Source organism: Patulibacter defluvii (genome assembly GCF_034096925.1).
GTDB lineage: Bacteria > Actinomycetota > Thermoleophilia > Solirubrobacterales > Solirubrobacteraceae > Patulibacter > Patulibacter defluvii.
Map to the genome: position 1 here is coordinate 130,547 of NZ_JAWZSQ010000004.1, position 24,835 is coordinate 155,381.

General features: G+C 76.1%; 26 protein-coding genes. 16 read left to right on the forward strand and 10 right to left on the reverse strand.

Going from position 1 to position 24,835, the window contains the following annotated elements; translation table 11 throughout:
* Window positions 1–149 precede the first annotated feature (149 nt).
* Together SH587_RS06175 and SH587_RS06180 are read left to right on the forward strand one after the other, a co-directional pair.
* Window positions 150–407 carry an SRPBCC family protein gene (locus tag SH587_RS06175; protein ID WP_320669704.1) on the forward strand — a complete coding sequence of 86 codons (258 nt, stop codon included), beginning with the start codon at window positions 150–152 and terminating at the stop codon, window positions 405–407.
* Between the two features lie 51 nt (window positions 408–458).
* Window positions 459–1,511 (forward strand): HpcH/HpaI aldolase/citrate lyase family protein, encoded by a 1,053-nt coding sequence (locus SH587_RS06180; RefSeq protein WP_320669705.1) that lies wholly within the window; start codon window positions 459–461, stop codon window positions 1,509–1,511.
* Here the strand turns inward: SH587_RS06180 and SH587_RS06185 are convergent.
* Complete coding sequence (locus tag SH587_RS06185) at window positions 1,499–3,523, reverse strand: hypothetical protein (protein WP_320669706.1); 2,025 nt, start codon at window positions 3,521–3,523, stop codon at window positions 1,499–1,501. The genes SH587_RS06180 and SH587_RS06185 overlap by 13 nt on opposite strands.
* Window positions 3,524–3,654: 131 nt before the next feature.
* On the opposite strand from SH587_RS06185, the gene SH587_RS06190 reads away from it, so the two are divergent.
* The 9 genes from SH587_RS06190 (at window position 3,655) to SH587_RS06230 (ending at window position 10,449) form a co-directional block, all read left to right on the forward strand.
* Complete coding sequence (locus SH587_RS06190; protein WP_320669707.1) at window positions 3,655–4,191, forward strand: RNA polymerase sigma factor; 537 nt, start codon at window positions 3,655–3,657, stop codon at window positions 4,189–4,191.
* Entirely contained in the window at window positions 4,188–5,228 is a 1,041-nt protein-coding gene (locus tag SH587_RS06195; protein WP_320669708.1) for a CU044_5270 family protein, read from the forward strand. The genes SH587_RS06190 and SH587_RS06195 overlap by 4 nt, the downstream gene beginning before the upstream one ends.
* Window positions 5,229–5,300: 72 nt before the next feature.
* The gene (locus SH587_RS06200) at window positions 5,301–6,560 is read left to right on the forward strand and encodes a hypothetical protein (RefSeq protein ID WP_320669709.1); all 1,260 of its coding nucleotides are present in this window, start codon (window positions 5,301–5,303) and stop codon (window positions 6,558–6,560) included.
* A 151-nt stretch (window positions 6,561–6,711) separates the two neighbouring features.
* Window positions 6,712–7,044: a hypothetical protein gene (locus tag SH587_RS06205; RefSeq protein ID WP_320669710.1), complete on the forward strand. Its 333-nt coding sequence runs from the start codon at window positions 6,712–6,714 to the stop codon at window positions 7,042–7,044.
* A 109-nt stretch (window positions 7,045–7,153) separates the two neighbouring features.
* On the forward strand, window positions 7,154–7,495 hold the full coding sequence (locus SH587_RS06210) for a hypothetical protein (RefSeq protein WP_320669711.1): 342 nt from the start codon (window positions 7,154–7,156) through the stop codon (window positions 7,493–7,495).
* A 35-nt stretch (window positions 7,496–7,530) separates the two neighbouring features.
* Window positions 7,531–8,259, forward strand: a complete 729-nt coding sequence (locus tag SH587_RS06215) for a hypothetical protein (protein ID WP_320669712.1) — start codon at window positions 7,531–7,533, stop codon at window positions 8,257–8,259.
* Window positions 8,256–8,702: a hypothetical protein gene (locus SH587_RS06220; RefSeq protein ID WP_320669713.1), complete on the forward strand. Its 447-nt coding sequence runs from the start codon at window positions 8,256–8,258 to the stop codon at window positions 8,700–8,702. Before SH587_RS06215 ends, SH587_RS06220 begins: the two co-directional genes overlap by 4 nt.
* A gap of 48 nt (window positions 8,703–8,750) precedes the next feature.
* Window positions 8,751–9,701 carry an HpcH/HpaI aldolase/citrate lyase family protein gene (locus SH587_RS06225; RefSeq protein ID WP_320669714.1) on the forward strand — a complete coding sequence of 317 codons (951 nt, stop codon included), beginning with the start codon at window positions 8,751–8,753 and terminating at the stop codon, window positions 9,699–9,701.
* Between the two features lie 58 nt (window positions 9,702–9,759).
* Window positions 9,760–10,449, forward strand: a complete 690-nt coding sequence (locus tag SH587_RS06230; protein WP_320669715.1) for an MBL fold metallo-hydrolase — start codon at window positions 9,760–9,762, stop codon at window positions 10,447–10,449.
* Between the two features lie 15 nt (window positions 10,450–10,464).
* Here the strand turns inward: SH587_RS06230 and SH587_RS06235 are convergent, their stop codons facing one another.
* On the reverse strand, window positions 10,465–11,259 hold the full coding sequence (locus tag SH587_RS06235; protein ID WP_320669716.1) for an SDR family NAD(P)-dependent oxidoreductase: 795 nt from the start codon (window positions 11,257–11,259) through the stop codon (window positions 10,465–10,467).
* Window positions 11,260–11,342: 83 nt separating this feature from the next.
* On the reverse strand, window positions 11,343–11,717 hold the full coding sequence (locus SH587_RS06240; protein WP_320669717.1) for a hypothetical protein: 375 nt from the start codon (window positions 11,715–11,717) through the stop codon (window positions 11,343–11,345).
* A 41-nt stretch (window positions 11,718–11,758) separates the two neighbouring features.
* Between SH587_RS06240 and SH587_RS06245 the strand changes: the two genes are divergently transcribed.
* The gene (locus SH587_RS06245; protein WP_320669718.1) at window positions 11,759–12,637 is read left to right on the forward strand and encodes an Fpg/Nei family DNA glycosylase; all 879 of its coding nucleotides are present in this window, start codon (window positions 11,759–11,761) and stop codon (window positions 12,635–12,637) included.
* 876 nt (window positions 12,638–13,513) lie between these two features.
* On the forward strand, window positions 13,514–13,951 hold the full coding sequence (locus SH587_RS06250; RefSeq protein ID WP_320669719.1) for a DCC1-like thiol-disulfide oxidoreductase family protein: 438 nt from the start codon (window positions 13,514–13,516) through the stop codon (window positions 13,949–13,951).
* Window positions 13,952–13,961: 10 nt separating this feature from the next.
* Here the strand turns inward: SH587_RS06250 and SH587_RS06255 are convergent, their stop codons facing one another.
* From SH587_RS06255 to SH587_RS06265, 3 genes are all read right to left on the reverse strand, one after another.
* The gene (locus SH587_RS06255; RefSeq protein ID WP_320669720.1) at window positions 13,962–14,534 is read right to left on the reverse strand and encodes a TetR-type transcription factor C-terminal domain-containing protein; all 573 of its coding nucleotides are present in this window, start codon (window positions 14,532–14,534) and stop codon (window positions 13,962–13,964) included.
* Between the two features lie 16 nt (window positions 14,535–14,550).
* On the reverse strand, window positions 14,551–15,399 hold the full coding sequence (locus SH587_RS06260; protein ID WP_320669721.1) for an ABC transporter ATP-binding protein: 849 nt from the start codon (window positions 15,397–15,399) through the stop codon (window positions 14,551–14,553).
* A gap of 63 nt (window positions 15,400–15,462) precedes the next feature.
* Window positions 15,463–16,632 carry a thiolase family protein gene (locus tag SH587_RS06265; RefSeq protein ID WP_320669722.1) on the reverse strand — a complete coding sequence of 390 codons (1,170 nt, stop codon included), beginning with the start codon at window positions 16,630–16,632 and terminating at the stop codon, window positions 15,463–15,465.
* 161 nt (window positions 16,633–16,793) lie between these two features.
* On the opposite strand from SH587_RS06265, the gene SH587_RS06270 reads away from it, so the two are divergent.
* A complete protein-coding gene (locus SH587_RS06270) occupies window positions 16,794–18,518 on the forward strand; it encodes a DUF6909 family protein (RefSeq protein WP_320669723.1) in 1,725 nt (574 codons plus the stop codon).
* A gap of 15 nt (window positions 18,519–18,533) precedes the next feature.
* Here the strand turns inward: SH587_RS06270 and SH587_RS06275 are convergent, their stop codons facing one another.
* From SH587_RS06275 to SH587_RS06285, 3 genes are all read right to left on the reverse strand, one after another.
* Window positions 18,534–19,988, reverse strand: a complete 1,455-nt coding sequence (locus SH587_RS06275) for an alpha/beta fold hydrolase (protein WP_320669724.1) — start codon at window positions 19,986–19,988, stop codon at window positions 18,534–18,536.
* 102 nt (window positions 19,989–20,090) lie between these two features.
* A complete protein-coding gene (gene leuA / locus SH587_RS06280) occupies window positions 20,091–21,854 on the reverse strand; it encodes a 2-isopropylmalate synthase (RefSeq protein ID WP_320669725.1) in 1,764 nt (587 codons plus the stop codon).
* On the reverse strand, window positions 21,851–22,555 hold the full coding sequence (locus SH587_RS06285) for a FadR/GntR family transcriptional regulator (RefSeq protein ID WP_320669726.1): 705 nt from the start codon (window positions 22,553–22,555) through the stop codon (window positions 21,851–21,853). Before SH587_RS06285 ends, leuA begins: the two co-directional genes overlap by 4 nt.
* Window positions 22,556–22,656: 101 nt before the next feature.
* On the opposite strand from SH587_RS06285, the gene SH587_RS06290 reads away from it, so the two are divergent.
* Window positions 22,657–22,977 (forward strand): YbjQ family protein, encoded by a 321-nt coding sequence (locus SH587_RS06290; RefSeq protein WP_320669727.1) that lies wholly within the window; start codon window positions 22,657–22,659, stop codon window positions 22,975–22,977.
* 21 nt (window positions 22,978–22,998) lie between these two features.
* Here SH587_RS06290 and SH587_RS06295 read toward each other — a convergent pair whose 3' ends face one another.
* Complete coding sequence (locus tag SH587_RS06295; protein WP_320669728.1) at window positions 22,999–23,679, reverse strand: PhzF family protein; 681 nt, start codon at window positions 23,677–23,679, stop codon at window positions 22,999–23,001.
* 203 nt (window positions 23,680–23,882) lie between these two features.
* On the opposite strand from SH587_RS06295, the gene SH587_RS06300 reads away from it, so the two are divergent.
* Entirely contained in the window at window positions 23,883–24,770 is an 888-nt protein-coding gene (locus SH587_RS06300) for a type IV toxin-antitoxin system AbiEi family antitoxin domain-containing protein (protein ID WP_320669729.1), read from the forward strand.
* Window positions 24,771–24,835 lie beyond the last annotated feature (65 nt).

The following is a 24,835-nucleotide window of genomic DNA, read 5'->3' on the forward strand; positions in this document are numbered from 1 at the left end:
AGGTTCGGCGGGGCGGCGGGGCCAACGTCACACCCCCACCCGCGCCCTCGCCGCCGTGCGACGTTCACCGTCACCGGCGGTGGCGAACGTCGCACGGGCCGCCGCGCGGCCGGGGCATGTGACGTTCTCCCCCAGCCGGCGAGGGTCGGATGACGATCACCGAGGCGACCGAGCCGACCGACCTCTCGATCCGGCTCGAGTTCCTGAAGCCGTTCCAGGCCACCAACCAGGCGATCTTCACCCTCGCCGAGGCCGACGGCACGACCACCGTCCGCTGGCGGATGGAGGGCGAGCGGCCGCTGCTGATGGCGATCCTCGGCCGGCTCTTCTTCGACAAGGCGATCGCCAAGGACTTCGACCGCGGGCTGGCGGCGCTGAAGGCGGTCAGCGAGGCGGAGGTGGGCTGAGGCGGTGCCCGCCCCGCGCCGACCCACCGACCGCGCGTAGGATCCGGCCCGATGCGCCATCCCCGTGACTTCTTCAAGCCGCTCGCCGTCGGGGCGCCGGAGCCGGTCCGCGAGATCCCGGTCCCGCCCTCGCGGATGATCCACTTCTTCGACCCGAGCAACGAGAAGATGCGGGCGAAGCTGCCCGCGATCGCCGCCAAGGCCGACATCGTTCTCGGCAACCTGGAGGACGCGGTCCCGGTCGATCGCAAGGAGGCCGCGCGCGCCGGCCTGGTCGAGGTCGGCAAGACGGCCGACCTCGGCGGCACGCCGCTCTGGACCCGGGTCAACTCGCTCGAGAGCCCGTGGGTGCTCGACGACCTGACGACGCTGGTGACCGAGATCGGCGACCGGCTCGACGTGATCATGATCCCGAAGGTCGAGGGCGCCGAGGACATCCACTACGTCGACCGGCTGGTCGCGCAGCTGGAGGCCAAGGCCGGCGTCACCCGCCCGATCCTCCTGCACGCGATCCTCGAGACCGCCCAGGGCATGGCCAACGTCGAGGAGATCGCCTTCGCCTCGCCGCGGATGCAGGGCATCAGCCTCGGCCCGGCCGACCTGGCGGCGTCGCGGCGGATGAAGACCACCCGCGTCGGAGGCGGCCACCCCGGCTACGTCTCGATCAGCGACCCGACCGACGCCGAGGACCTCGAGGCCGGCCGCGTCCGCGCCCAGCAGGACCCGTGGCACTACACCGTCGCCCGGATGGTCGATGCCTGCGTCAGCGCCGGGATCCTGCCCTTCTACGGCCCCTTCGGCGACATCAAGGACACCGTCGCCTGCGAGGCCCAGTTCCGCGCCGCCTTCATCCTCGGTTGCGTCGGCACCTGGTCGCTGCACCCGGTCCAGATCGAGATCGCCAAGAAGGTCTTCTCCCCCGACCCGGCCGAGGTCGCGTTCGCGAAGAAGATCATCGAGGCGATCCCCGACGGCAAGGGCGTCCACATGATCGACGGCAAGATGCAGGACGACGCCAGCTGGAAGCAGGCCAAGGTCCTCGTCACCCTCGCCGAGCAGCTGGCCGCCGACGACCCGGAGCTGCAGGCCGCCTACGGCTTCTGATCCGCGAGCTGCGGCGGCGCGTCGACCACGACCGTCCGCCGCAGCGTCGTCTCCCCCGGCGGCAGCCGCAGCCCGACCACCAGCTGCGGACCCGGCCGCGGGTTGAAGCGGTCGGCCGGCACCCGCCGCACCGCCACCGACGGCGTCCCGGGGACCCCGTCGACGACGACCCGGAAGCGCGCTCCGTCGAGGCCGCGGACCGGCAGCACCACGCGGCCGGCGCGCCGGACCGGGGCCGCCGGCGGACGTTCCCGCAGCCGCGGCCGCTCGCCCGCCGGCCCGGCGTAGCTGGGGATCCGCAGCAGCACCAGCAGCGCCCGCCCGCGCTCGTTGGCGATCCGGTAGCGGGTGACGATCCGGTCGCCCCGGAAGCGGTGGACGACCCCCACCGCCACCCCCGGCGCCTGTGCCGTCCCGCTGACGGTCAGCCCGGCCGGCAGCGTCCCCGAGCGGTCGGCGAGCGCCGCCGGCACCCGCGCGGGCGACCGCCACTGGCCGGCCAGCGGCCCCTGGGTGTCGATCAGCGGCCGCCCGCCGTCGGCGACCACCAGCCCCAGCGTCCCCGCGCCGCGACCGCCGATCCCGGTCACCGCCGTCGCCGCGCCGTCGAGGATCCGGGCCGGCTCCAGCCCGCCGCCCTGGCCGTCGTCCCGCGGCCGCACGATCGCGGTGCTGTAGCGGTCGGTGGCGACGGCGATCCGGCCCAGCCCGCGGTCGTCGGCGAAGCCCCCGAGGGCCGCCGGCCGCACCCGGTCGAGCGCCCGGAAGCGGACGAGCAGGTCGGCCAGCCGGGCCCCCACGATCGGCTTGCGGTCGCCGGGCCCGCCGAACCCCGACCGCAGCCCGAAGCCGGTCGCCGCCAGCCGCAGCGTGCCCTGGACCGTCGCCCGCCGCTGCGCCAGCCGCACCACCCGCCCGCGGATCGCGGCCGCGGCGGCGGCCGGGTCGGGCAGCAGCCGCAGCGAGCGGCTGCCCTCCAGCCCCGCCACCAGCGACGAGGCCGCGTAGAGCCAGTACTGCGTCAGGTGCAGCCGCGCGCGGCCCTTGCCCGAGTCCCAGTTGAGGTACCCGGACGGCGCCCAGGTGCCGTGGTACAGGTGCGCCGCCCAGCCGCGGAGGACGGCGACCGCCGCCGGCGGCAGCGGCCGCATCCCGTCGGCGATCGCCCGGTCGTGGTGCGCGAGCGCGCTGAAGACGATGTTCGAGTACTCGACGGTGTCGGTCGCGTTGACCGCCGTCGTCGGCGGGTCGCGGGCCTCGTAGCGGAACCCGAACCCGGACGAGAAGTTGGGGCTGCCGCCGGCCGTGCGCGCCCGCCGCGCGTCGGCGACGAACCGCAGCAGCTGCCGCCGGTAGTCGGCCCACAGCGGCCGCGGGTCGCGGACGACGTCGGCGGCCGCGGCGACCACGTCGGCGCTCCAGTTGACCTGGTTGATCCCCCGCTGGCCCGCGGCCGGGAAGCGCCAGCAGCCGCCGCGCGCGACCGCCAGCAGCCGCCGCCGGATCCGCTCGCGGGTCGCCGTCGGCAGGCCGACCCGCTCGCGGACCCGCCACGCCGCCGCCAGCGCCGCGGAGATCAGGCCGGTCGACGAGGGATGCATCCGGACGGCGGCGTCGGACGAGCTCCAGCCCGGCGCGCACGCGAAGTCGGTCCGGCGACCGGCGCCGCCGCGACGGGCGCGGCCCGGGTCGAGCGTCGGCACCCAGCGGCGGCGGACCAGGCGGTCGGCCAGCGCCCGCACCCGCTCGTCGCGCCGCGTCGCCCCGTGGTGGTCGGCGGCCGCGGCCTCGGCGTGGACGATCAGCAGCTGCTCGTCGAGCTTCGCGTCGCGCCCGTACCCCGACCCCCGCCACCGGTCGTCGAGCGCCGCCACGCTGGCGTCGGCCAGCGCCCACGAGCGGTCCGCCCCGTCGCCGCCCGCGCCCGCCGCGCCGCGGTCTCCGCCGGCCGCGACCAGCGCGAAGGTCACCGCCAGCAGCACGAGGGGCGGGACGAGCGACGCGGGGCGCATACCTCGTCCATGTCCGGCCGGCGGGATCGGTGACCGGGGGCGTCCCCAAGATTGCCCCGAAGGTTCGGCGAGGCTCGGAAAACCGACCGCGGAACGGGTAAACCCTGCTCCGGGCCGGACATGAACGAGGTGTGACCATCGACGCCGACCGCGACGGCTTCCGCGCCGTCTACGCCAGCAACCGCGACGCGGTCTGGCGCTACGTCCGCCGCCGCGGGCTCAACGAGACCGCGGCCGAGGACGTCGTCAGCGAGGTCTTCGCGATCGCCTGGCGGCGGCGCGCGGCGACCCCGCCCGACCCCGGACCCTGGCTCTACGGGATCGCCCGCCGGGTGCTCGCCAACCACCACCGGGCCGCCGGCCGCCGCGAGGCCCTGGTCGACCGCGTCCGCCGCTTCACGGTCGACCGCGAGCCCGACCACGCCGACCGGATCGGGGTCCGCCAGGACCTGGCCGCCGGACTCGCCCGGCTCGGCGAGGCCGACCGCGAGCTGCTGCTGCTCGCCGCCTGGGAGGGCCTCGACAACGACGAGCTGGCCGTCGCCCTCGGCTGCCGGCCGGGCACCGCGGCCGTCCGCCTCTCGCGAGCGCGCTCGCGGCTGCGCGCCCAACTCGACCCACCGACCGGCGGCACGCTCGCCGGTCCCCCGCGAACGGAGGAAGCATGAACGCCACGTCCGACCTGCTCGAGCGGGTGGCCGCCGAGGATCCCTGCCCGACCGAGGTCCCGGGCCCCGACGCCGCGGCCCGGATCGACGCCGCCCTCGAACGGCTGCTGCTGGCCGAGCCCGTCGCGCCGCGGCGGCCCGCCCGCGGCCGCCACGCCCGGCTCGCGCTCGCCGGCGCCGCCACGCTCGGCCTGACCGTCGCCGTCGGCCTGCCGGGCGGCGGCGGGGTCGCGACCACCCAGCTGTCGACCGCATCGGCGGCGACCGTCCTCGCCGACCTCGGCGAACGGGCCGCCCACGAGCCGGCCGCGAGCGGCCGCTACGCCTACCTGCGGACGCTCTCCTACGTCACCCACATGCAGCCGCGCGCCGACGGCGGCACGACCGCGGTGGTCTTCCCCCACGACGACGAGACCTGGCTCGACCGCGACGGCGACGGCGTCCACCGGACCCGGATCGACACCAGCGCGCCGCGCTTCCCGACCCCCGAGGACCGCCGTGCCTTCGAGGCCGAGGGACGGCCGCTCGCGACCTCGCTGCCGCCGATGGGGATCCGCGACCAGCGGACGGTCGGCCTCCGCGCCCGCGAGCTGGCCGCACTGCCGACCGACCCCGCCGCGCTGCGGCGACGGCTGGCGGAGGCGCGCCGCGCCGCCGGCGACCCGTCGCTGGTGGCGACCGTCGGCACGCTGCTGCGGACGCCGCTGACGCCGCCGAAGGTCCGCCGGGCGCTGTTCGAGCTGCTGCGCGGCCTGCCCGACGCGACCGTCGTGCCCGAGGTCCGCGACCCGCTCGGGCGGACCGGCGTCGGCGTCCGCTTCGACGACGCGGCCTGGCGGACGCTGTTCGTCTTCGACCGCCAGACCGGCGCCCTCCGCGCGACCCGCAGCGAGGGCAAGCGCGAGGTCCCCGGCCGCACCACCTCGGACTGGTCGCTGGTGACCGCGAGCGGCTGGCGCGACGAGGCGCCGGCGGCGTCGCCGCCCGCTGCCGACGGGCGGCGGGGCCCGACGCCGGTCACCCGCGCCGCCAGCTAGCGGCCACCGGCCATCCCGCTCGCCCGCGGGCGGGCTGGCGCGCCGCCGCCGCGCGTGCGAGGCTCCCGCGCCATGAGCCCCGACCGCGACGCCTTCGGCCGCCAGTCCCGGCCCGCCCCCTCGGGCTGGGGTCCCGGCTCCGGCAGCGGCCCGAGCAGCCGATCAGGCGGCGGCGGTGCGGGCAGCGGCGGCGGGCGGCCCCCGTCGTGGCGGCGGCTGGTCTTCGGGTTCCTCGCCTTCGACATCGTGATCGCGGCGATCGTCGGCGCCGTGCTGCTGATCGGCAGCAGCGGCGGCGACAGCGGCAGCAGTGGCGGGACGACGGCGATCGTCGACGGCGGCCCCGACGGTCCCCGCCAAGGCGACGCGCAGGGGATGCTCTCCCCCAAGGGGACCGCCCAGGCGTTCGCGCGGCTGCGCGGGGCGATGCGGCCCGGCGAGCGGATCACCAACCTCTCGATCCGCCCCGACTACCTGTCGGCGACCGTCGCGCCCGGCCCCGACCAGCCGGCCCGCTCGCTGACCGTGCGCGAGGGCGAGGACGACGTGCTGGCGTCGACCGCCGGCAACAACGGCAGCGACCTGGGGATCGCCCTGACCGCGGTCGACCAGGCCGCCCCGGCCCGGCTGATCGCCGCCGCCCGCCGCGGGATCGGCCCGCGCAGCGCGGCGACCGTCAACTACGTGGTGCTCTCCGGCGGCCGCGAGGAGGGCGACCCGCCCGAGTGGTCGGTCTACCTGGAGGGCACACCGTCGAACGAGAGCTTCTGGCGCGGCGACGCCCACGGCCAGCACGTGCTGCGTCCCGGCGACGGCACGCCGGCCCCGCCCGAGGGCCAGGACGGTCCCGGGGTCCGCCCCTTCGGCCTCAACGAGACGTCGCTGATCCGCGCCCGCAACCTGCGCCGCGCGCTCGCCGCCGTGCGGCCGCTGCTGGGCAGCGGCGCCCGCGTGACCGACGTCAGCGTCTGGCCGGAGCGGGTCAGCGTCACCAGCCGCCGCCGCTGGGTCGAGCGCCGCTTCACCGTCGACGCCGCCTTCGGGGTCGAGCGCAACGGCTCCAGCGAAACCAACCCGCGCGGGGGGATCGACCTCGGCTCGGTCGACGTCGCCGCCCCCGAGCGGGCGCTCGACCGGCTCGCCCGCCGTACCCGCAGCGACATCTCCGGGCGGATCAACTACCTGATCCTCGACCCGCCCGACGGGTCGTTCCCGGGCGAGCGGACGGTCTGGCGGATCTACCTCCAGGGCGGCAACCCCGCCACGCGCTACTGGAGCGCCACCCGCGACGGCCGCCGGATCGGCCGTCCGGGCACCCCCGGCGCGCCGTAGGCCACCTCCGCCGCGTGACCGATGGGCGGTCGCGAACGCGACCTGGGTCACGGTCGCGCGGCCCCCGTCGAGCGACGATCTCGATCACCGACCAACCGCCCCGTCCGGCCCCGCCGCCGGCCGGGACAGCCCAAGCGAGGTGATCGCCATGATGCCCAGCACCGCAGCCCCCGTCGTTCCCACCACCCAGCTCGAAGCGGCCGAGATCCGGCTCGCCGGCGACCTCGAGGCGCTCGCCCGGGCGATCGAGGATGGCGCCGCCGCGGCCGCCGACCACGGCCACGTCGCCGTCGACCTGCGGCGGGTCCGCAGCTACCGCGCGCTGCCCCACCGCCGCGCCGCGGCCGGTCCGCAGGACGCCCGCTGGGACCTGGTCGCCGCCTACGAGCACCTGGCCTTCGCCCACCAGCTCCAGGGCGACGCCGCGCGCAGCACCGACGCCCAGCGGGCCGCCGAGCGCGAGCGGCTGGCGCTCGCCGCCTGACCCGACCCCGCCCGCCCGATCATCCGTTGAGGGCGGCGCGTGGATGTTCGTCGAGCGGCACCCGGCCGCGGTCGCGTCTCCCCCGTCCCGCGACGAGACCAGGAGCATGATGCCCCTGGCCCCACCGGTGGTCCCGACCACCCCGCTGGAGACGGCCGAGGAGCGCCTGGCCCACGACGTCGAGCGGCTGGCCCGCGACCTCGAGCAGCGTGGCCCCGACGGCGAGCGGCTGCGCGACGACGAGCGTCACGTGGCCGTCGACGAGCGGCGGGTGCGCAGCTTCCGCGCCCTGCCCCACCACCGCGTCGGCTGCGGCGCCGGCGATCCGCGGTGGCTGCTGGTCGCCGCCTACGAGCACCTGGCCGCCGCCTACCGCGCCTGCGGCCAGGCCGAGCGCAGCGCCACGGCCGCCCACCGCGCCCGCTGCGAGCGCTCGCCGCTGACGGCCTGAACGCCCGTCCAGCGGGGACTAGACTCCGCCCCCGCGTGCCCCCCGACCACGACGCCTTCGGCCGGCCCGCTCGCGAGTCGTCGCCGACCGCCCTCCGACGGACCGCGACCGACCCCGCGTCTGCGCCGGTCCCCGCCCGCGCGCCGCGCCGGCCGGGAGGAACGCGCCGCGCCGCCGGCCGGATCGCGTCGCTGCTCGGCGTCCTGCTGCTGCTCGCCGGTGGCGTCGCGGCGGTGACGGCGACGATGCGCCACGCGGTCGCCCAGGCGGACGACGATCCGGCGGCGGTCGAGCACGGCCTCGACCGCGCGCCGTTCGGCCCTCGCTCGCTGCTGCGCCCCGGACCGCTCGACGCCGCGCTCGGGCGGCTGCGCGACCGGCTCGGCTCCCGCGACCGGATCCTCGGCGTCACGATCACGCCGATGCGGCTGATCCTGGCCGTCGTCGACGGCGGCGGCGCCCGCGGATGGCTCTCGACCGACGCCACCGGCGCCGTCGACCGCACCAGCCCGCGAACCAGCGACGACGGCGCCGGCTTCCCGATCGAGGCGATCCGGCCGACCGCGGCGGCCCGCTTCCTGGCCCGCAAGTACCGCGCGCTGCGACCCGGCGCGCGCGAGCCGATGCTGGGCCTGACCGTCTGGGAGACGTCGCGCAACGGCGGCGCGCCGCGCCGCGCGCTGACCTGGACCGCCTCGCTCGAGGGGGTCGGCGCCGGCCGCCGCAGCTGGACCCTCGACGGCCGCGGACGGGAGATCCCGTGAGCGGCCGCCGCCCGCAGCCGCTGCGGCTGCTGATCGGGGCCGCGCTGACGATCGCCGCCGCCTGCCTGATCAGCTGGATGGCCTTCAGCATCGCCCGCGGCCCGGCCGAGTGCGGCGGCGACGCTCCGGCCTGCCCCGAGGGCTTCGTCGGCGCGCTGCTCGGCGGCGTGGCCGCGATCTTCGTCCTCGCCCCGGTCGGGATCGGGCTGCTCGCCACCCGCCTGCGCGGCGGGGCGGCGGCCGGCCTGGCGCTCTGCTTCGGCGCGGTCGCGGCCGGCGTTCACGTCTCGCGCTTCGAGGCCGCGCCGGTCACCGACGCCACCCTCGGGGTCCGGATCATGACGGTCGTCTTCGGCCTGCTGGCGCTGGTGGCGCTGCTGGGGGCGATCGCCCAGGTCTGCTTCGGCACGGGCCGCCCCGCGCCGGACCCCGGCGACGCCTAGGCGGGCGGGACCGCGGGCCGGGGCGCGAAACTGGCACGATTGCGCGCGATGAGCGCGACCTACGGTTCCACCCCGGCCCGGCCGCTGCGGCCGCGGCGCACCTGCCACTCGGTTCCCGGCTCGAGCGAGAAGTTCCTGGCCAAGGCGCCGACGCTCGCCGCCGACCAGGTGTTCCTCGACCTCGAGGACTCCGTCGCCCGCAGCGAGAAGGACGCCGCCCGCGCGCGCGTGATCGAGGCCCTGCGGACGCTCGAGTTCCCGGCCGAGAAGACCGTCGTCTACCGCGTCAACGGCACCGACACGCCGTTCTTCTACCGCGACCTGATCGACGTCGTCGAGCAGGTCGGCGACAAGATCCACGCGGTGATGCTGCCGAAGGTCCAGACCCCCGGCGACATCGAGCTGACCGACAAGCTGCTGACCCAGATCGAGCTGGCCAAGGGCTTCGAGGTCGGCCGGATCGGGATCGAGGCCCAGGTCGAGGACGCGAAGGGCCTGGTCAACGTCGAGGCGATCACCACCGCCTCGCCGCGGATGGAGACGATCATCTTCGGCCCCGGCGACTACTCGGCCGCGATCGGGATCCCGATCACCCAGATCGGCGGCGCGCCCGAGGGCTACCCGGGCGACCACCTGAACTACCTGTACTCGCGGCTGGTCGTGGCCGCCCGCGCGGCCGGCATCCAGGCGATCGACGGCCCCTACGCCGCGTTCAAGGACGAGGACGGCCTGCGCGAGCGCACGAAGCTCGTCCGCGCCCTCGGCCTCGACGGCAAGTGGACGATCCACCCCGCCCAGATCGACGTCGTGAACGAGATCTTCACCCCCACCCGCGAGCAGTGGGAGAAGGCCGAGGGGATGCTGGCCGCCTACCACCAGGCGACCGAGGTCGAGGGCGCCGGCGCGGCGATCTACGACGGCGAGATGATCGACGAGGCCAACCGCAAGATGGCCGAGCGGATCGCCGGCCAGGGCCGCGCCGCGGGCTACGCGGCCTAGCGGCTCCCGCGGTCCGTCGCCGCGCGTCCGTCCGCGGGCGCGCGGCTATCGTCCCGGCATGGCCCGCACGCCCGCCCTGGAAGCGCTCGCGCCCGACGTCTGGCGGATCGAGCTGGCGCCGGGCGCGCGGCTCAACGCCTACCTGCTCGGCGACGTGCTGGTCGACGCCGGGATGCCGTCGTCGGCCGAGCCGCTGCTGCGGGCGATCGCCGGCCACCCGCTCGCGCGCCACGTCCTGACCCACGTCCACGTCGATCACGCCGGCGGCAGCCGGGTCGTGGCCGACGCCCGCCACGTGCCGGTGGCCTGCGGCGCCGGCGATCTCGACGACCTGCGCGCCGGCCGCTCGCCGGACATCGTCCTGCCGGCGCCGGTCCAGCCACTGGCGCGGCGGATCGCCCGCTACCGGGCACTCCCGCAGGCGACGGCGCTGGCCGAGGACGAGCCGGTCGGCCCCGGCTTCCGCGTGGTCCCGACGCCCGGCCACACCGCCGGCCACCTCTCGCTCTGGCGCGAGAGCGACCGGCTGCTGATCGCCGGCGACGCGCTCTTCGGCCAGAACGTGGTCACCGGCCGCGGCGGGCTGCAGGCCCCGCCGCGGATCGACCAGCCCGATCCGCCGGCGGTCCGGGCCGCGATCCGGCGGCTGGCGGCGCTCGAACCGGAGATCGTCGCCTTCGGCCACGGCCACGCCGTCCGCGGCGCCGCCGGACCGCTGCAGGCGCTGGCCGACGGACTGCCGGCCTGAGCGCCCGCGTCGGCGCTACATCCCGGTCTTCTTCATCAGCGGCAGCAGGATCGAGCGCGGCGTGTAGCGCCCGCCGAGCGCGGCCGCCTTCACCGGCGCGTGCGGGACGACCACGCGGGCGCCCTTCTCCAGCCCCTCGACCGCCTCGCGCGCGACCTTGTCGCTGGTCGTCCACATCGGCTTCGCGCCGGCCGCCCCCTGGGCGCCGCCGGCGACCTCCCAGAACTCGGTCTTGACCGGGCCCGGGCAGAGGGTGGTGACGGTCACCCCGCGCGACTTCAGCTCCTCGTGCAGGGTCTCGCCGAGGCTGAGGACGAACGCCTTCGTGGCCGCGTAGTCGCTCATCCCGAAGACCGGCTGGAAGGCGGCGACCGAGGCCAGCAGCAGGATCGCGCCGGCCTTCCGCTCGGCCATCCCGGGGGCGATCGCGCGGGCCAGGTGGTGGACCGCCTCGACGTTGAGCCGGATCATCTGGTCCTGGCGCTCGGCGTCGAGCTCGATGAAGCGCCCGGAGAGGCCGTAGCCGGCGTTGTTCAGCAGCACGTCGACCTCGAGCCCGAGGCCAGCGATCCGCCCCAGCAGGTCGTTGCGGCCGTCGCGCTCGGAGAGGTCGGCCGGCAGCACGTCGACCCGCACCCCGTGATCTTGGCGCAGCTCCTCGGCCAGCTCCTCCAGCCGGTCGGCGCGGCGGGCGACGAGGATCAGCCCGTGGCCGCGGCGGGCCAGCTCGCGGGCGAGATCGGCACCGATGCCCGACGAGGCACCGGTGACCAGGGCGGCACCGTCGGGACGGGGCTTCGGAAGGCTCATGAGACCAATCCTACTGTCGGTATGAAATCGGCACGACCGGGCGCAGCCTACGCCGTCGCCGGGCGGCCGTCGACCGCCGGCGGTCAGTGCTTGTACTTGGCGCCCTGGCTGCGGGCCTTGGCGGCGGTCTTGGTCGCCACCTGACCGATCAGCTTCAGGTACTGGTCGACGCCGGTGGCCTTGAAGCGGCCGGTGTTCCAGGCCCGGATCCAGGACGAGAGGTCGGCCTCGAGCAGGTCGTTGAGGACGTCGCGGCGGATGTCGATCGTGATCCGCGCGTCGGGGGCCAGCTCCTTGGTGACCTTCGGCCCCGGCATCTCGATCCGGATCAGCTGGACGTCGCGCCCGCCGTGGACCTCGGCGGCGGCGATCAGCTTCAGCGGCTTCAGCGCGGGCACCTGCTCGAGCAGGTGGTCGAGCGCGGTCTGGACCGCCGTCCGGGAGTCGAGGTTCGACATGCGCGAACCCTACCCGGCGGGGCTTCCGTAGCCTGACGCGGGTGCCCGAGCTGCCCGAGGTCGAAGCCGCCCGCGCCCTCGCCGATCGTTGGACGACCGGACGCACGGTCGTCGACGTCGAGGACGCCGACGAGTGGGTCTGCCGGCCCCATCCCCCGGGCGAGATCGCCGCGGCGGTGACCGGGCGGCGGATCACCGGCGTCGGGCGGATCGGCAAGTCGCTCTGGCTCGACCTCGACGACGGCCACCGGCTGGGGCTGCACCTGGGGATGGCGGGGCGGCTGGTGGCGATGGCGCCCGAGGGCGTCGGGCCGGACCACGAGCCGGGGGTGCCGCCGGCCGAGCTGCCGGAGACGGCGGGCGAGCCGCTGACGGCAAGCGAGCGGACGTCGTGGTCGATGCCGGTTCGGAGCGGGGTGCGGGAACTGCCGGGAGACGGCAGCTGGACCCGCTTCGCGCTCGACCTCGACGACGGCGCGCGGCTGCTGCTGTTCGACAAGCGGCGGCTGGCGCGGGTGCGACTCGATCCCGACCTGTCGACGCTCGGACCGGATGCCCTGACCGTCGACGCCGAGTCGTTCGCCGAACGGGTCGGCCGCGGCGCGGCACCGCTGAAGGCCCGGCTGATGGACCAGTCCGTGATCGCCGGCGTCGGCAACCTGCTCTGCGACGAGGTCCTCTGGCAGGCGGCCCAATCGCCGCTGCGCCCGGCCGGCGAGCTGTCCCGCGACGAGCTGGACGAGCTGCACGAGATCCTGATCGCCGGCACCCGCGAGGCGATCGCCCGCGGCGGCGTCCACCTGGGCGACGTGATCCCCTACCGCCGCAAGGGCGAGCACTGCCCCCGCTGCGGCGCCGCGATGGTCCGCGGGACGGTCGGCGGACGGACGACCTGGTGGTGCTCGCGGGAGCAGGAGTAGGGGCGGGGTCGGCGTTGGCAGGTCGTGGCCGGTGCGGTTGGGTCGGTGGCCTCGGCCGGTGGATGGCGGGCGTCGGCCGAGCAGTGACCGGTGGTCAGCGGGTGAGCGTCGCCGCAGCGGCTGGGGTCGGCGTTGCCGCATCCGCCTCGACGAACGCCGTCCGCGGACCAGCGAGGGCACGTACGGGAGCGGGACCGACGGCGCGGCACCTCGGGACGGCATCTCCGGCACCAGCCTGAGCGGCTGGGGTGCGCAGCGCGCCCCGGGCCAGCGGCGCCGCGAGGTGTGGCGCGTGATGCGCACCTTACGGGCACGAAGCGCCCCAGGCCGGTGGGCCGCTCGGGTATGGCGCGTAGGGCTTTCGCCCGGCCAGCATGGCCTGCGCCACGCCGGCCCGCCGCACGGTGTGGCGCACCACGCGCGCCCTACCGGCATAGCGCGCCGCGGGCAGGTGGCGTCGTCGGGCGGGGCGCGTGGTGCTCGTCCTGCCGGCATGACGCGCCGTGGGCGCGTGGCCGCTTGGGGTTTGGCGCGTCATGCCCGCCCGGTCGCCCGAGTCGCCCCCGGCCGCCCAAGCCGCCCCATCCGCCCCCGCCCCCCCAAGGACCACGGCTCGCACCGCCACGCCGCCCGCCCCGCTCCCGTACGTGCCTCGCTGACCAACCACCAGCCTCGGTCGAGGACGCCGCCGCAGCACCAACCGAGGCCGCCGCGGCAACGCCCGCCGACCGATCACCGCCCACCACTCGACCAACGCCCACCACCGACCAGCCGACCCTGCCACCGACCAGCCAACCGCTGCCACCGACCTGCCTCTCCTCCTCCCCCGTGCCCAACCGCACCGACGAGACTGCCCCGCCGTACTACGCTCGAACGGTGAGCACCCCGCCCGAGCCCTCCGCGCTCCGTCCCGGCGATCCTCCCGGCCGCGGCGAGCGGCTGCTGGTGCTGTTCGACGCCAACTGCGGGTTCTGCCTCAGCGGGCGCGATCTGCTGCGCCGCTGGGATCGGCGCGGGCGGCTGGCCGACGACCTGATCCAGCGCCACCAGCAGGGGCTGCTCGCCGACCTCTCGCCCGAGGCCCAGCTGGCCACCTGGCACGTGATCCACCCCGACGGCCGCCGCGAGTCCGGTGGCGCCGCCCTGGCCGCGGTCCTGCACGAGCTGCCGGGCGCCGCACCGGGATCCTGGATCGCCCGTCACCTGCCCGGCCCGACCGACCGCGCCTACCGCTGGATGGCCGGCCACCGGATCGCGATCTCGCGGCTGCTGCGAACGCAGGGCCACCCGGAACGCGGCCGGATCCCCGACTGACCCTGGCCGGTCAGACCGCGACGCCGTCGACCAGCAGGGCCACCAGCCCCGCCCGCGCCCGCTCGGGCGGCCACCGGTGCCCCAGCCGCATGTGCCGGTAGGTCCAGCCGATCGCGTTGAAGAGCAGGGTCGCCGTCTCCGCCGGGTCCTCGCTGCGGAGGCTGCCGTCGGCGACGCCGTCCTCGACGATCCGCCGCAGGCCGTCGGTGAACCCCGCCCGGGTCAGCACCGGCCCCTCCTCCTGGTCGTGGAAGACCCGATCGAGCTGCTCGCCCAGCGCCTCGATCATCCCCAGGTAGCGCTCGTTGACCACGCACAGCGCCGCGAGTGCCTGGCGCAGCCGCTCGCGTCCCGCCCCCTCCGCCACCAGCGCCGGGAACAGCGCCTCGCGGTGCTCGCGCTCCAGCGTCCCCGCCAGCTGGGCCAGGACCTCGTCCTTGCCGATCCCGTGGCGGTGGAGGGTCATCCGCGAGACGCCCGCCGCCTCCGCCAGCTCGCTCAGCGTCACCGTCCGCCAGTCGCGCGCGCCGAGCCGGTCGCGGACCCGCCGCAGCCGGTCGTCGTCGAGCCCCGGGGAGTCCACGAGCTCGCCCATCCTGTTACACCGCTGTCGCAGCCGACGCGACGCGGGCCGCCCAGCGACCACCCGCCCGGGAGACCTCGAGCCCGATCCCGAAGCAGCGGCTCAGCGGCTCGTCGCGCAGGACCCCGTCCACCGGCCCCACCGCGACCACCCGTCCCTCCGCCAGCAGCAGCGCGTGGGTGGTGGTCGGCGGGATCTCCTCGACGTGGTGGGTGACCGTCACCGTCGGCAGCTCCGGCCGCTCGCGCGCGGTCGCCGCGACCGCGCTCACCAGCCGCTCGCGCGAGGGCAGGTCGAGTCCGGTCGCCGGCTCGTCGAGCAGCAGCAGCTCCGGCCCCCGCGCCCCGCCCATCAGCGCCCGCGCCAGCAGCAGCCGCTGCCGCTCGCCCTGGGAGCAGTCGTCGAAGCGCCGGGTCGCCAGCGGCTCGGCCCCGACCAGCGCCAGCAGCCCCCGCGCCCGCGCCTCGTGCTCCTCGCGCAACCGCCGCTGCTGGAGGGCGATGCTGCCGAAGGCGCCGGTCAGCACCACCTGCAGCCCGTCGAGCGCCGGCCGCAGCGCCCGCGTCGTCGCCGCGTCGACCCGCCCGATCCGCTCGCGCAGCGTCCGCAGGTCGGTGCCGCCGACCCGCGCGCCGAGGATCCGCACCTGCCCCGCCGTCGGCTGCAGGGCCCCGCCGGCAAGCTGCAGCAGCGTGCTCTTGCCGGCGCCGTTCGGCCCCAGCACCACCCACTGCTCGCCCGCCGCGACCCGCCAGTCGACGGCGTCGAGCAGCAGCAGTGGCTGGCCGTCGCGACCGTGGCGGCGGACGGTCGCGGCGACGACCGCGATCGCCTCGGCCCCGGCCGGCGGCGGCTCCTCGAGCATCGACGGGGACTGGCGGTCACACACTGTTACACGAATGTATCAGCGCGCGACCGCGCGCCCCGCTCAGACCCGCTGGATCAGCGTCGCCGGCCCGGTCCCGCCGGCGGTGCACATCGTCACCAGGCCGAGCTCGCCGTCGGAGCGCTCCAGCTCGTGCAGCAGGGTCGTGATCAGCCGCGCCCCGCTCGACCCCAGCGGATGGCCGAGGGCCAGCGCGCCGCCGTTGACGTTGACGCGGTCCATGTCGGGGTGCAGCTCGCGCTCCCACGCCAGCACGACCGACGCGAACGCCTCGTTGATCTCGATCAGGTCGAGGTCGCCGATCCCGAGGTCGTTGCGCTCCAGGATCCCGCGGGTCGCGGGGATCGGGCCGGTCAGCATGATCACCGGGTCGACGCCGGCCGTGAAGTGGTCGACGATCCGGGCCCGCGGGGTCAGGCCCAGCTCGGCGGCCTTCTCGGCGCTCATCAGCAGCACGCCGGCCGCGCCGTCGGAGATCTGGGACGAGGTCGCCGCCGTGATCCGCCCGTCGGGACGGAAGGCCGGCCGCAGCTTGGCCAGCGACTCGAGGTTGGTGTCGGGTCGGATCCCCTGGTCGGCGACGATCGGCTGGCCGTCGACCTCGAACGGCAGCAGCTCGCGCTCGAACCGGCCCTCGGCGGTCGCCCGCGCGGCCAGCTGCTGCGAGCGGACGCCGAACGCGTCGAGGTCGGCGCGGGTGATCTCCCACCGCTCGGCGATCAGCTCGGCCGAGAGCCCCTGCGGGATCAGGTCGTAGCGGTCCATCAGCTCCGGCGGCCACGGCGTGCCGTGGGCCCCGTCGGCCAGGTTGGCGCCCATCGGCACGTGGCCCATGTGCTCGACGCCGCCGCCGATCACGACGTCGTAGACGCCGGCCGCGATCAGCGCGGCGGCGAAGTTGACCGCCTCCTGGGCCGAACCGCACTGGCGGTCGATCGTCGCCGCCGGCGTGGTGACCGGCAGCCCGGCCTGGAGCCAGGCGTTGCGCGCGATGTTGTTGGACTGCTCGCCGACCTGCCCGACGGCACCGGCGATCACGTCCTGGACGATCGCCGCGTCGATCCCGGTGCGGTCGATCAGGCCCTGGTAGACCGCGCCCAGCAGCGCGTTCGGGTGGACGTCGCGGTAGTAGCCGACGTCGCTGCGTCCGCGGCCGATCGGCGTCCGCACCGCCTCGACGATCACGACCTCGCGGCCGATGGGAGAGCGCATCTCTGCTCCTGGTCTCGTGGGTCCCCGGCCCGGCGCAGCCTCCGCCGGAACCGAGTGAGTCGTATGACAAGACGAACTGTAGCGCAGTTGGTTGCGTGAAACGACTCACTGTCGGAACGCGCCGTTCCCGTGCCGTTCGCCGGCCCTGCCAGACTGCGGCCATGTCCGAGCGCGTGGCCTCCTCCGCCCCCACCGGCGAGCGGTCGCACGGGCTCTCCGACGAGGTCGAGCTCTACCACCGCACCTACACCACGCTGCTGCGCTCCAGCGGCGAGACGCGGCTGCGGATCCTCGAGCCGTCGCACCGCGCGATGGGCTCCAGCCTCCACCCGCTGGCGGCGACCGACGAGCTCGACCTGGGCGCCTTCCTCTACGCGATCCGGCGGCTGCCCGACCAGATCGCCGAGACGCGGCTGATCGTGCTCGGGCAGGAGCCGGGCCAGTTCGCCGACGCCGGCTTCGACGCCGCCGGCTGGCCCGAGGCCGAGGCGCCCGCCCGCCGGCGGCTGTGGCGGGTCGGCCCGGACGAGACGCTGGCGGTGCTGGTGGCCAGCGGGTCGGACGTCGACGACCTGGTCCCGACCCTCGTCGCCTTCCAGATCGAGTGGAACAAGGTCCGCGCGCGCCTGCGGGCCAGCGGCGAGCCGCAGCCGCCGACCGACCCCGAGCGGCTGGCCACGGTGCTCGGCGGCGCGGTCGACGACTGGCAGCGGCTGCGGGAGTCGTGGGGCGAGCGCTTCGGCGAGCGGCTGCGCGGGATGCCGGCCCGCCGCTGCGACCTGCGGCTGCGGACGCTGGGCACCAGCAACGTCGGCTACGCGCGGGTCACCCGCGACTGGTGGCGGCCGGTCCGCGACGCGCTGGTGGTCGAGGACCTGCACGAGCGGCCGGTCTACTTCGTCTCCTCCAACACCCACTCGCTGGTCAACCTGGTGACCGGGATCGCCGACGAGCACCGCGAGCTGCTGCTGGCCGACGTCGAGCGGCGCGGTCCGGACGACCTGCGGCGCGAGCTGACCCGGATTCGCGAGGGCCGCAGCGACGGCTCGCTGGAGAACCTCCTCTACTTCGCCGCCCGCTCCTACTTCGACGCCCGCCCGGCCGAGCGGCTGGCCGCCGAGGGCGAGGCCGGCGTGCTCGACCTGGCGCCGACCGGGGCGCTGCGGATCCCGGTCCAGGCGATCGCCGTCGACCGGCTCGACCCGACCCGGCTCGACCGCCGGCTGGGCGCGGTCGACGCCGCCGCCTTGCGGGCCAGCCGCGCGGTGGTGGTGAACGTCGACTACCCGCTGGGGATCTCGGCCTACAACATCCTCCGCGAGGTCGCCGTCGACGTCGCCCGCCTGCGCGGCGTCTACGTGCTGGGCAAGGCGGCGACGCTCAACGCCGACGTCGGCGACGTGCTGATCAGCGGCGTCGTCCACGACGAGCACACCCGCACGACCTACTGGCTCGACAACGCCTTCGGGACCGAGGACCTGCAGCGCGACCTGCGCTACGGGACCGGGCTCGACAACCAGCGGGCGGTGACGGTGCGGTCGACCTTCCTCCAGAACCGCGACCACCTGGACTTCTACTACCGCGAGGCGTACACGGTGGTCGAGATGGAGGCCGGCCCCTACTGCGCCGCCGTCCACGAGCTGTCGGACGCCGATCGCCACCCGGTCGGCGAGGCGGTCAGCCTGGCCCGGCTGCCGCTCGACTTCGGGGTCATCCACTACGCCTCGGACACGCCCTACACCCAGGCCCGCACGCTCGGGGCGCGCGGGCTGAGCTTCTTCGGGATGGACGCCACCTACGCCGGCGCGCTGGCGATCATGCGCCGGATCCTGCGGCTGGAGGGCGCACTGCCCGAGCCGCCGCGCCGCCGGGCCGGGTTGGCCTGACGGCGCGGGCCGGGCTCAGCTGCGGCAGACCGCGCCGCGCGGCGGCAGCGCGCGGGTGACCAGGAACCGCGCCTCCTGCCGCTGGACGCAGCGCGAGTGGAAGAGGCCGGTGTGGCCGACCCCCTCGTAGGTCAGCAGCCGGCTGCCGTCGATCCGCCGCGCCAGGCTGCGGGCCCACGGCAGCGGCGTCGAGGCGTCGGTCGCGTTGCCGACCACCAGCGCCCGCTCGACCCCGGTCACGCGACCGGCGGTGGCGCGGTCGCGGCGGCGCACCGGCCAGCCGCTGCAGCCGGTCATGACCTCCCACCACTCCGTGTAGCGCCAGGTGTGGGGAGCGACGGCCTGGACCCGTCGCTGCAGCCGGCGGGCGTCGGCCGCCGAGCCGATCGCGGCGTCGAGGTCGGCGCAGGTGGCGGTCCGGTAGAGCGGGTCGACGGCCGGCGGGCGGCGGACGATCCCGGCCGCGTCGGCGGGCCCGTGCTGCCCGTCGGCCCTCGCCAGCACCTCGGCCACCAGCGGCCACGCGTCCGGCATCTGCAGGCCCTCGTTGAGCCCGTAGGTGATCTCGGCCCCGGTCGCGGGCCGCCCGATCGCGGAGTCGGGGACGCCGCCCGGCGCCGCCATCAGCCGGTCGAGGACCGCCGCCACGTCCTGGCCGTGGAGCGCGCACGCGCTGGTCGCCGCGCACCAGGCGCCGAAGGCGTCGAAGGAGCGGCCCTGGGCGGCGGCCTCCTCGACCAGCGCCCGCTCGATCGGCCGGGCGCGGTCGACGGCCCCGTCGAGCACCATCGCCCGCACGCGCCGCGGGTAGCGGGCGGCGTAGTCCTCCCCCAGCAGCGAGCCGTAGGAGAGGCCGAGCCACGAGATCCGGCGCGCCCCGAGCGCCCGCCGAACCGCGTCGACGTCGCGGGCCGCGGTCGCGCCGTCGACGTGGTCGAAGAGCGGGCCGCTGCGCCGCCGGCACTCGCGGCCGGCGGCGGCGTTCGCTCGCCGGAAGGCCGCGAACGACGCGTCGTCCAGGTCGACCGGCGGCACCCCCAGCCGCGCCAGCGCCGAACCGCAGCGCAGCGGCGTGCTGCCGCCGACGCCGCGCGGGTCGACGCCGATCACGTCGAACCGCTCGCGCAGCGCGCCCATCGTGGCGCGCGGGGTCAGCAGCTCCAGCCCGACGGCCTCGACCGCCGAGCCGCCCGGTCCGCCGGGGTTGACGAACAGCGGGCCGATCCGCCGCCGGCGGTCGCGGGCGGGCAGCCGGGCGATCGCCAGCCGCACCGTCGGCCCGGCGTGCGGGCGGGCCCAGTCGAGCGGCACCCGCAGCGAGGCGCACTGGAGGCCGGGAGCGGTCTCGGCGCTGGCGCAGGCGCGCCAACGGAGCCCGTCGGCGCTGGCGACGGCGGGCACGGCCAGGCAGGCCGCGGCGGCGAGCGCGGCCGTCAGCGCGGACCGGGAGGAGGGACGTGCGGGGGTCATGGTCGCCACCCTGCTCGGCCGCGACCCGCGCCACCATCGGGGATCGCCCGGAGCCGTCCCGGGTCGATCCCCGGCCGCCGACCCCGAGCGGTCCCGGGCCGCTCAGCCGCGCACGGCGCGGTTGATCGCGCTGACCACCGCGCCGAGCGAGGCCCGGACGATGTTCTCGTGGATCGCGACGCCCCACAGCACCCGGCCGTCGACCTCGCACTCGACGTAGGCCGCGGCGCGGGCGTCGCCGCCGGCGCTGAGCGCGTGCTCGACGTAGTCGCGGACGACGACCGTCCCGACCAGCGGCTGGAGCGCGGCGAGGAAGGCGTCGATCGGGCCGTTGCCGGTGCCGGTCAGGGTCCGCAGCTCGCCGTCGACGTCGAGGTCGACGTCGAGCCGGTCGCGGCCGTCCTCCTGCGAGGCGGTCCGGTGGCCGCGGATCCGGTAGCGGCCCCAGCGCTCGCCCTCGCGCGGCAGGTAGGCGTCGGAGAACAGCTCCCACAGCCGCTCGGCCGAGAACTCGCCGCCCTCGGCGTCGGTGTGGCGCTGGACGATCTGGGAGAACTCGATCTGCAGCCGCTTCGGCAGCTCCAGCCCGTGCTCGGTCTTCATCAGGTAGGCCATGCCGCCCTTGCCGGACTGGCTGTTGACCCGGATCACGGCCTCGTACGAGCGGCCGACGTCGTGCGGGTCGATCGGCAGGTAGGGCACCTCCCACGGCTGCTCGTCGACCGCCACGCCGGTCTCCCGCGCGGTCCGCTCGCGGCGGGCGAAGACCTTGTTGATCGCGTCCTGGTGGGTGCCGGAGAACGAGGTGTAGACCAGGTCGCCGCCGTAGGCGTGGCGCTCGGGCACCCGCAGCTGGTTGGCGTGCTCGACCTCGCGCCGGACCTCGTCGATGTCGGAGAGGTCGAGCTGCGGGTCGACGCCCTGGGTGAAGAGGTTGAGGGCCAGCGTGATCAGGCAGACGTTGCCGGTCCGCTCGCCGTTGCCGAACAGGCAGCCCTCGATCCGGTCGGCGCCGGCCATCATCGCCAGCTCGGCCGCGGCGACGCCGGTCCCGCGGTCGTTGTGCGGGTGGACCGAGAGGATCACGCCCTCGCGACGGGCGAGGTTGCGGTCCATCCACTCGATCTGGTCGGCGAAGACGTTCGGCGTCGAGACCTCGACCGTCGACGGCAGGTTGAGGACGATCGGGTCCTCGACGGTCGGCTGCCAGACGCCGGTCACCGCGTCGCAGACGGCCAGCGCCAGCTCGGGCTCGGTGAGGACGAAGGTCTCGGGCGAGAACTCCAGCCGCACGTCGGAGCCGGGCAGCCGCTCGGCGCCGCGCTGGAGCGCCTCGGCCCCGGTCCGGACGAGGTCGATCAGGCCGTCGGCGTCGACCCCGAGCACGTGCTCGCGCCACAGCGGCGAGGTCGCGGTGTACAGGTGGACGAGCACGTTGTCGACGCCCTCGAGCGCGTCGTAGGTGCGCTCGATCAGCTCGGTCCGGGCCGGGGTCAGGACCATGATCCGGACGTCGTCGGGGATCGCGTCGTCCTCGATCAGGCTGCGGACGAAGTCGAAGTCGGTGCTGCCCGACGCCGGGTAGCCGACCTCGATCTCCTTGAAGCCCATCCGCACGAGCAGGTCGAAGAGCCGCCGCTTGCGCTCCGTGTCCATCGGATCGATCAGCGCCTGGTTGCCGTCGCGGAGGTCGACCGCGGCCCACAGCGGCGCCCGCTCGATCCGGCGCGAGGGCCAGGTCCGGTCCGCCAGCTCGAAGGGGACGCGCTGGTGGAACGGCCGGTAGCGCTCGAACGGCATCCCGCTCGACCGCTGGGGGTTCCAGGTCGGCTGGCCCGGCACGGCCAGGCGGTCCGATGTGCTCATCGGGTGCTCCTCGGGTCGGGCCGCTCGCGCAGGCCGCGGGCGGTGACGGTGACGTTGTCGTGGGTGGCGGCGACGGCTCGCTCGGGATCGCCGTCGCGGATCGCGTCGCGGAGGGCGGCGTGGGCGTCGGTCGAGTCGATCTTGTCGATCACCTGGCCCTCGACGACGTCGATCAGGGCCGCCCGCAGGACGCTCAGGAACGAGCGGAACATCTCGCTCAGCAGCGCGTTGCCGGCCGCCTCGACGACCGCGGCGTGGAAGGCCAGGTCGGCGTCGACGAACGGCTCGACCTCGCCGGCGGCGCGGGTCCGCTCGCGGTCGGCGAGCGCGGCGTCGATCCGCTCCAGGTCGCCGTCGGTGCGGCGTAGTGCGGCCAGCCGGGCGGCCTGCGACTCGAGCGCCTCGCGGACCTCGTAGACCTCGAGCACCTCGGCCCGGCGGACGCGCGGCTCCCACTCGGGCGGCGGCTCGAGCGCGCGGACGTAGGTGCCGGAGCCCTGACGGGTCTCCAGCTGGCCGGCGTGGACGAGCACCCGAACCGCCTCGCGGACGGTCGAGCGACCGACGTCGAGCTGCCGCGCCAGCTCGGCCTCGGCCGGCAGGCGGGCGCCGACCGGCCACGAGCCGGCGGCCAGCTGGTCGCGCAGCTGCTCGACGGCGAGCTCGCTGAGGGCGCTGCGACCGAGGGACGAGAGCGACACGCTCCGCAGGCTACCAGGTCATCAGATGACTTATCACCCGACCGATGACGATCTCGTGAAGGGCTCGCGGACGGGCCGAGCCGCCCCGTAGGGTGGCCGCCATGCTGATCGTCACCACCAACGACGTCCCCGGCCACCGGATCGACGAGGTGATCGGCGAGGTCTTCGGCCTCACCGTCCGCTCGCGCAACGTCGGCTCGAACATCGGCGCCGGCTTCAAGTCGCTCGTCGGCGGCGAGCTGAAGGGGATCACGAAGATGCTCCACGACAGCCGCGCCGAGGCGCTGGAGCGGCTCTCCCAGGAGGCCGAGGAGCGCGGCGCGAACGCGATCCTCGCCTTCCGCTTCGAGACCAACGAGTACGCCAGCGTCGGCACCGAGGTCTGCGCCTACGGGACCGCGGTGCGGATCAGCCCGGCCTAGAGGGCGGGCGCCCGCGGCCGCTCAGAGCCGGCTGGCCAGCTCGACGCGCTCGTCGAGCACCACCCGGCCGGCGACCCGCACGCGGCCGTTGGCGGCCGGCTCGCCCTCGATGATCGAGCCCCGGCCCTGGCGGATCGTCAGCGGCCGGCCGAGCGCCTCGACCAGCCGCAGCGCGGCCGAGCCGGTCGCCTCGTCCTCCGGGACCCCGATCTCGTCGACGAAGACCCGGGCCCGGACGCGGCCGGCGGCCTCGTCCTCCCAGGCCCAGGCGTCCATGTGGACGTGGGTGCCGCGCGGGACCGGCAACCCGTCGACGTCCTCCGGCGTCGCGTGCTCGACGAGCGTGAAGCGGGGACCGTCCTCGGGCCGGGCCTCGATCCAGGCGCCGTCGGCGTCGGCACCGGTCGGGACCTCGCCCGCCGGCGGCCGCAGGACGCTCACCGGCGTGCCGACGTGGGCCAGCAGCCACGAGCTGCCGACCAGCGGATGACCGGCCAGCGGCAGCTCGGTCGAGGGGGTGAAGATCCGCAGCGCCCCGCTCGCGCGATCGTCGACGAAGACCGTCTCCGAGAACCCCAGCGCCGCCGCCACGCCCTGCCGCTCCGCCGCCGCCACCGCGCCCCCGTCGAGCACGACGCCGAGCGGGTTGCCGTGACGACCCGCCTCGTCGCAGAAGACCCGCAGGACGTGCAGCTCCGGCATGCGGCCAGCCTACGCCCCGCGCTCGCGCCGCGCCGGGGCCGCGCGGCCTCCCCGCCGCCCGTCGACCGCCGCCCGTCACGTTCCGGTCGCTGAGCGACCGGAACGTCGCAGCGGGCGGAGCGGGGCGTGACGACTCCGTGCCGAACCTGCGCCAACTTCGTGCGATCCGGTTCGGGAGGCCCGCCGCGCGTCACCCTCGCGCGATGTCCCGTCACTGGCCCCGGATCGTCCGCACCGCCGAGCGGCAGGCCGGCCTGGTGTCGCTCGACCAGCTGCGCGCCGCCGGCGTCGACGCCCGCGCCGCCTCGCGGCTGGCGGCGACCGGCGTCCTGACCCGCCGCCACCGCGGCGTCTACGTGGTCGGCGCGGCCCAGCGCGGCGCCGTGCCCGCGGCCTGGGCGGCGCAGCTGGCGATCGGGTCGGCCCATCCGCTCAGCCACCTGACCGCCGGGCACCTGCTCGGCCTGCTGCCGCGGCCGGCGCGGATCGTCGAGGTGACCGTCGTCGGCGGTCGCCGGCGGCCGCGGCCCGGGATCCGCATCCACCACGCCGACGACGACCTGCCGACCATCCGGCTCGGCAGCGGGCTGCTCGTCACCGACCCGGCGCGGACGCTGGTCGACCTGGCCTCGCGGGTCGGCCCGACGGCGCTGCGGAGCGCGGTACGGACGGTGCTCGTCAACCACCTCGTCGACCCGCTCGCGCTCCGCCAGCGCCTCGACGAGCGACCGCATCCCGGCGTCCGGCGGCTGCGCGCGGTGCTCGACGCGGTCGACGATCCGGGGATGCACCGCACGGCCAGCGAGCTGGAGCGGCGGCTGCTGACGCTGCTGCGCGAGCACGGCCTGCCGCTGCCGCTGGTCAACGAGGTCGTCCTCGGCCTGGAGGTCGACTTCCTGTGGCCGGACGCCGGCCTGATCGTCGAGGCCGACGGCGAGCGCTGGCACGCCGGCGATGACCGCCGTCGGCGCGACCGCGAGCGGGACGCGATCCTGGTCGCCGCCGGCTACACCGTGCTCCGGATCGGCTGGCACCAGCTGGCCGAGCGGCCGACCACGCTGGTCGACCAGCTCCGCTCCCGTCTCCTGTGACGTTCCGGTCGCCGAGCGACCGGAACGTCGCAGCCGGCGGGCCGCCCCGCCCCGCCCCGCCGCCC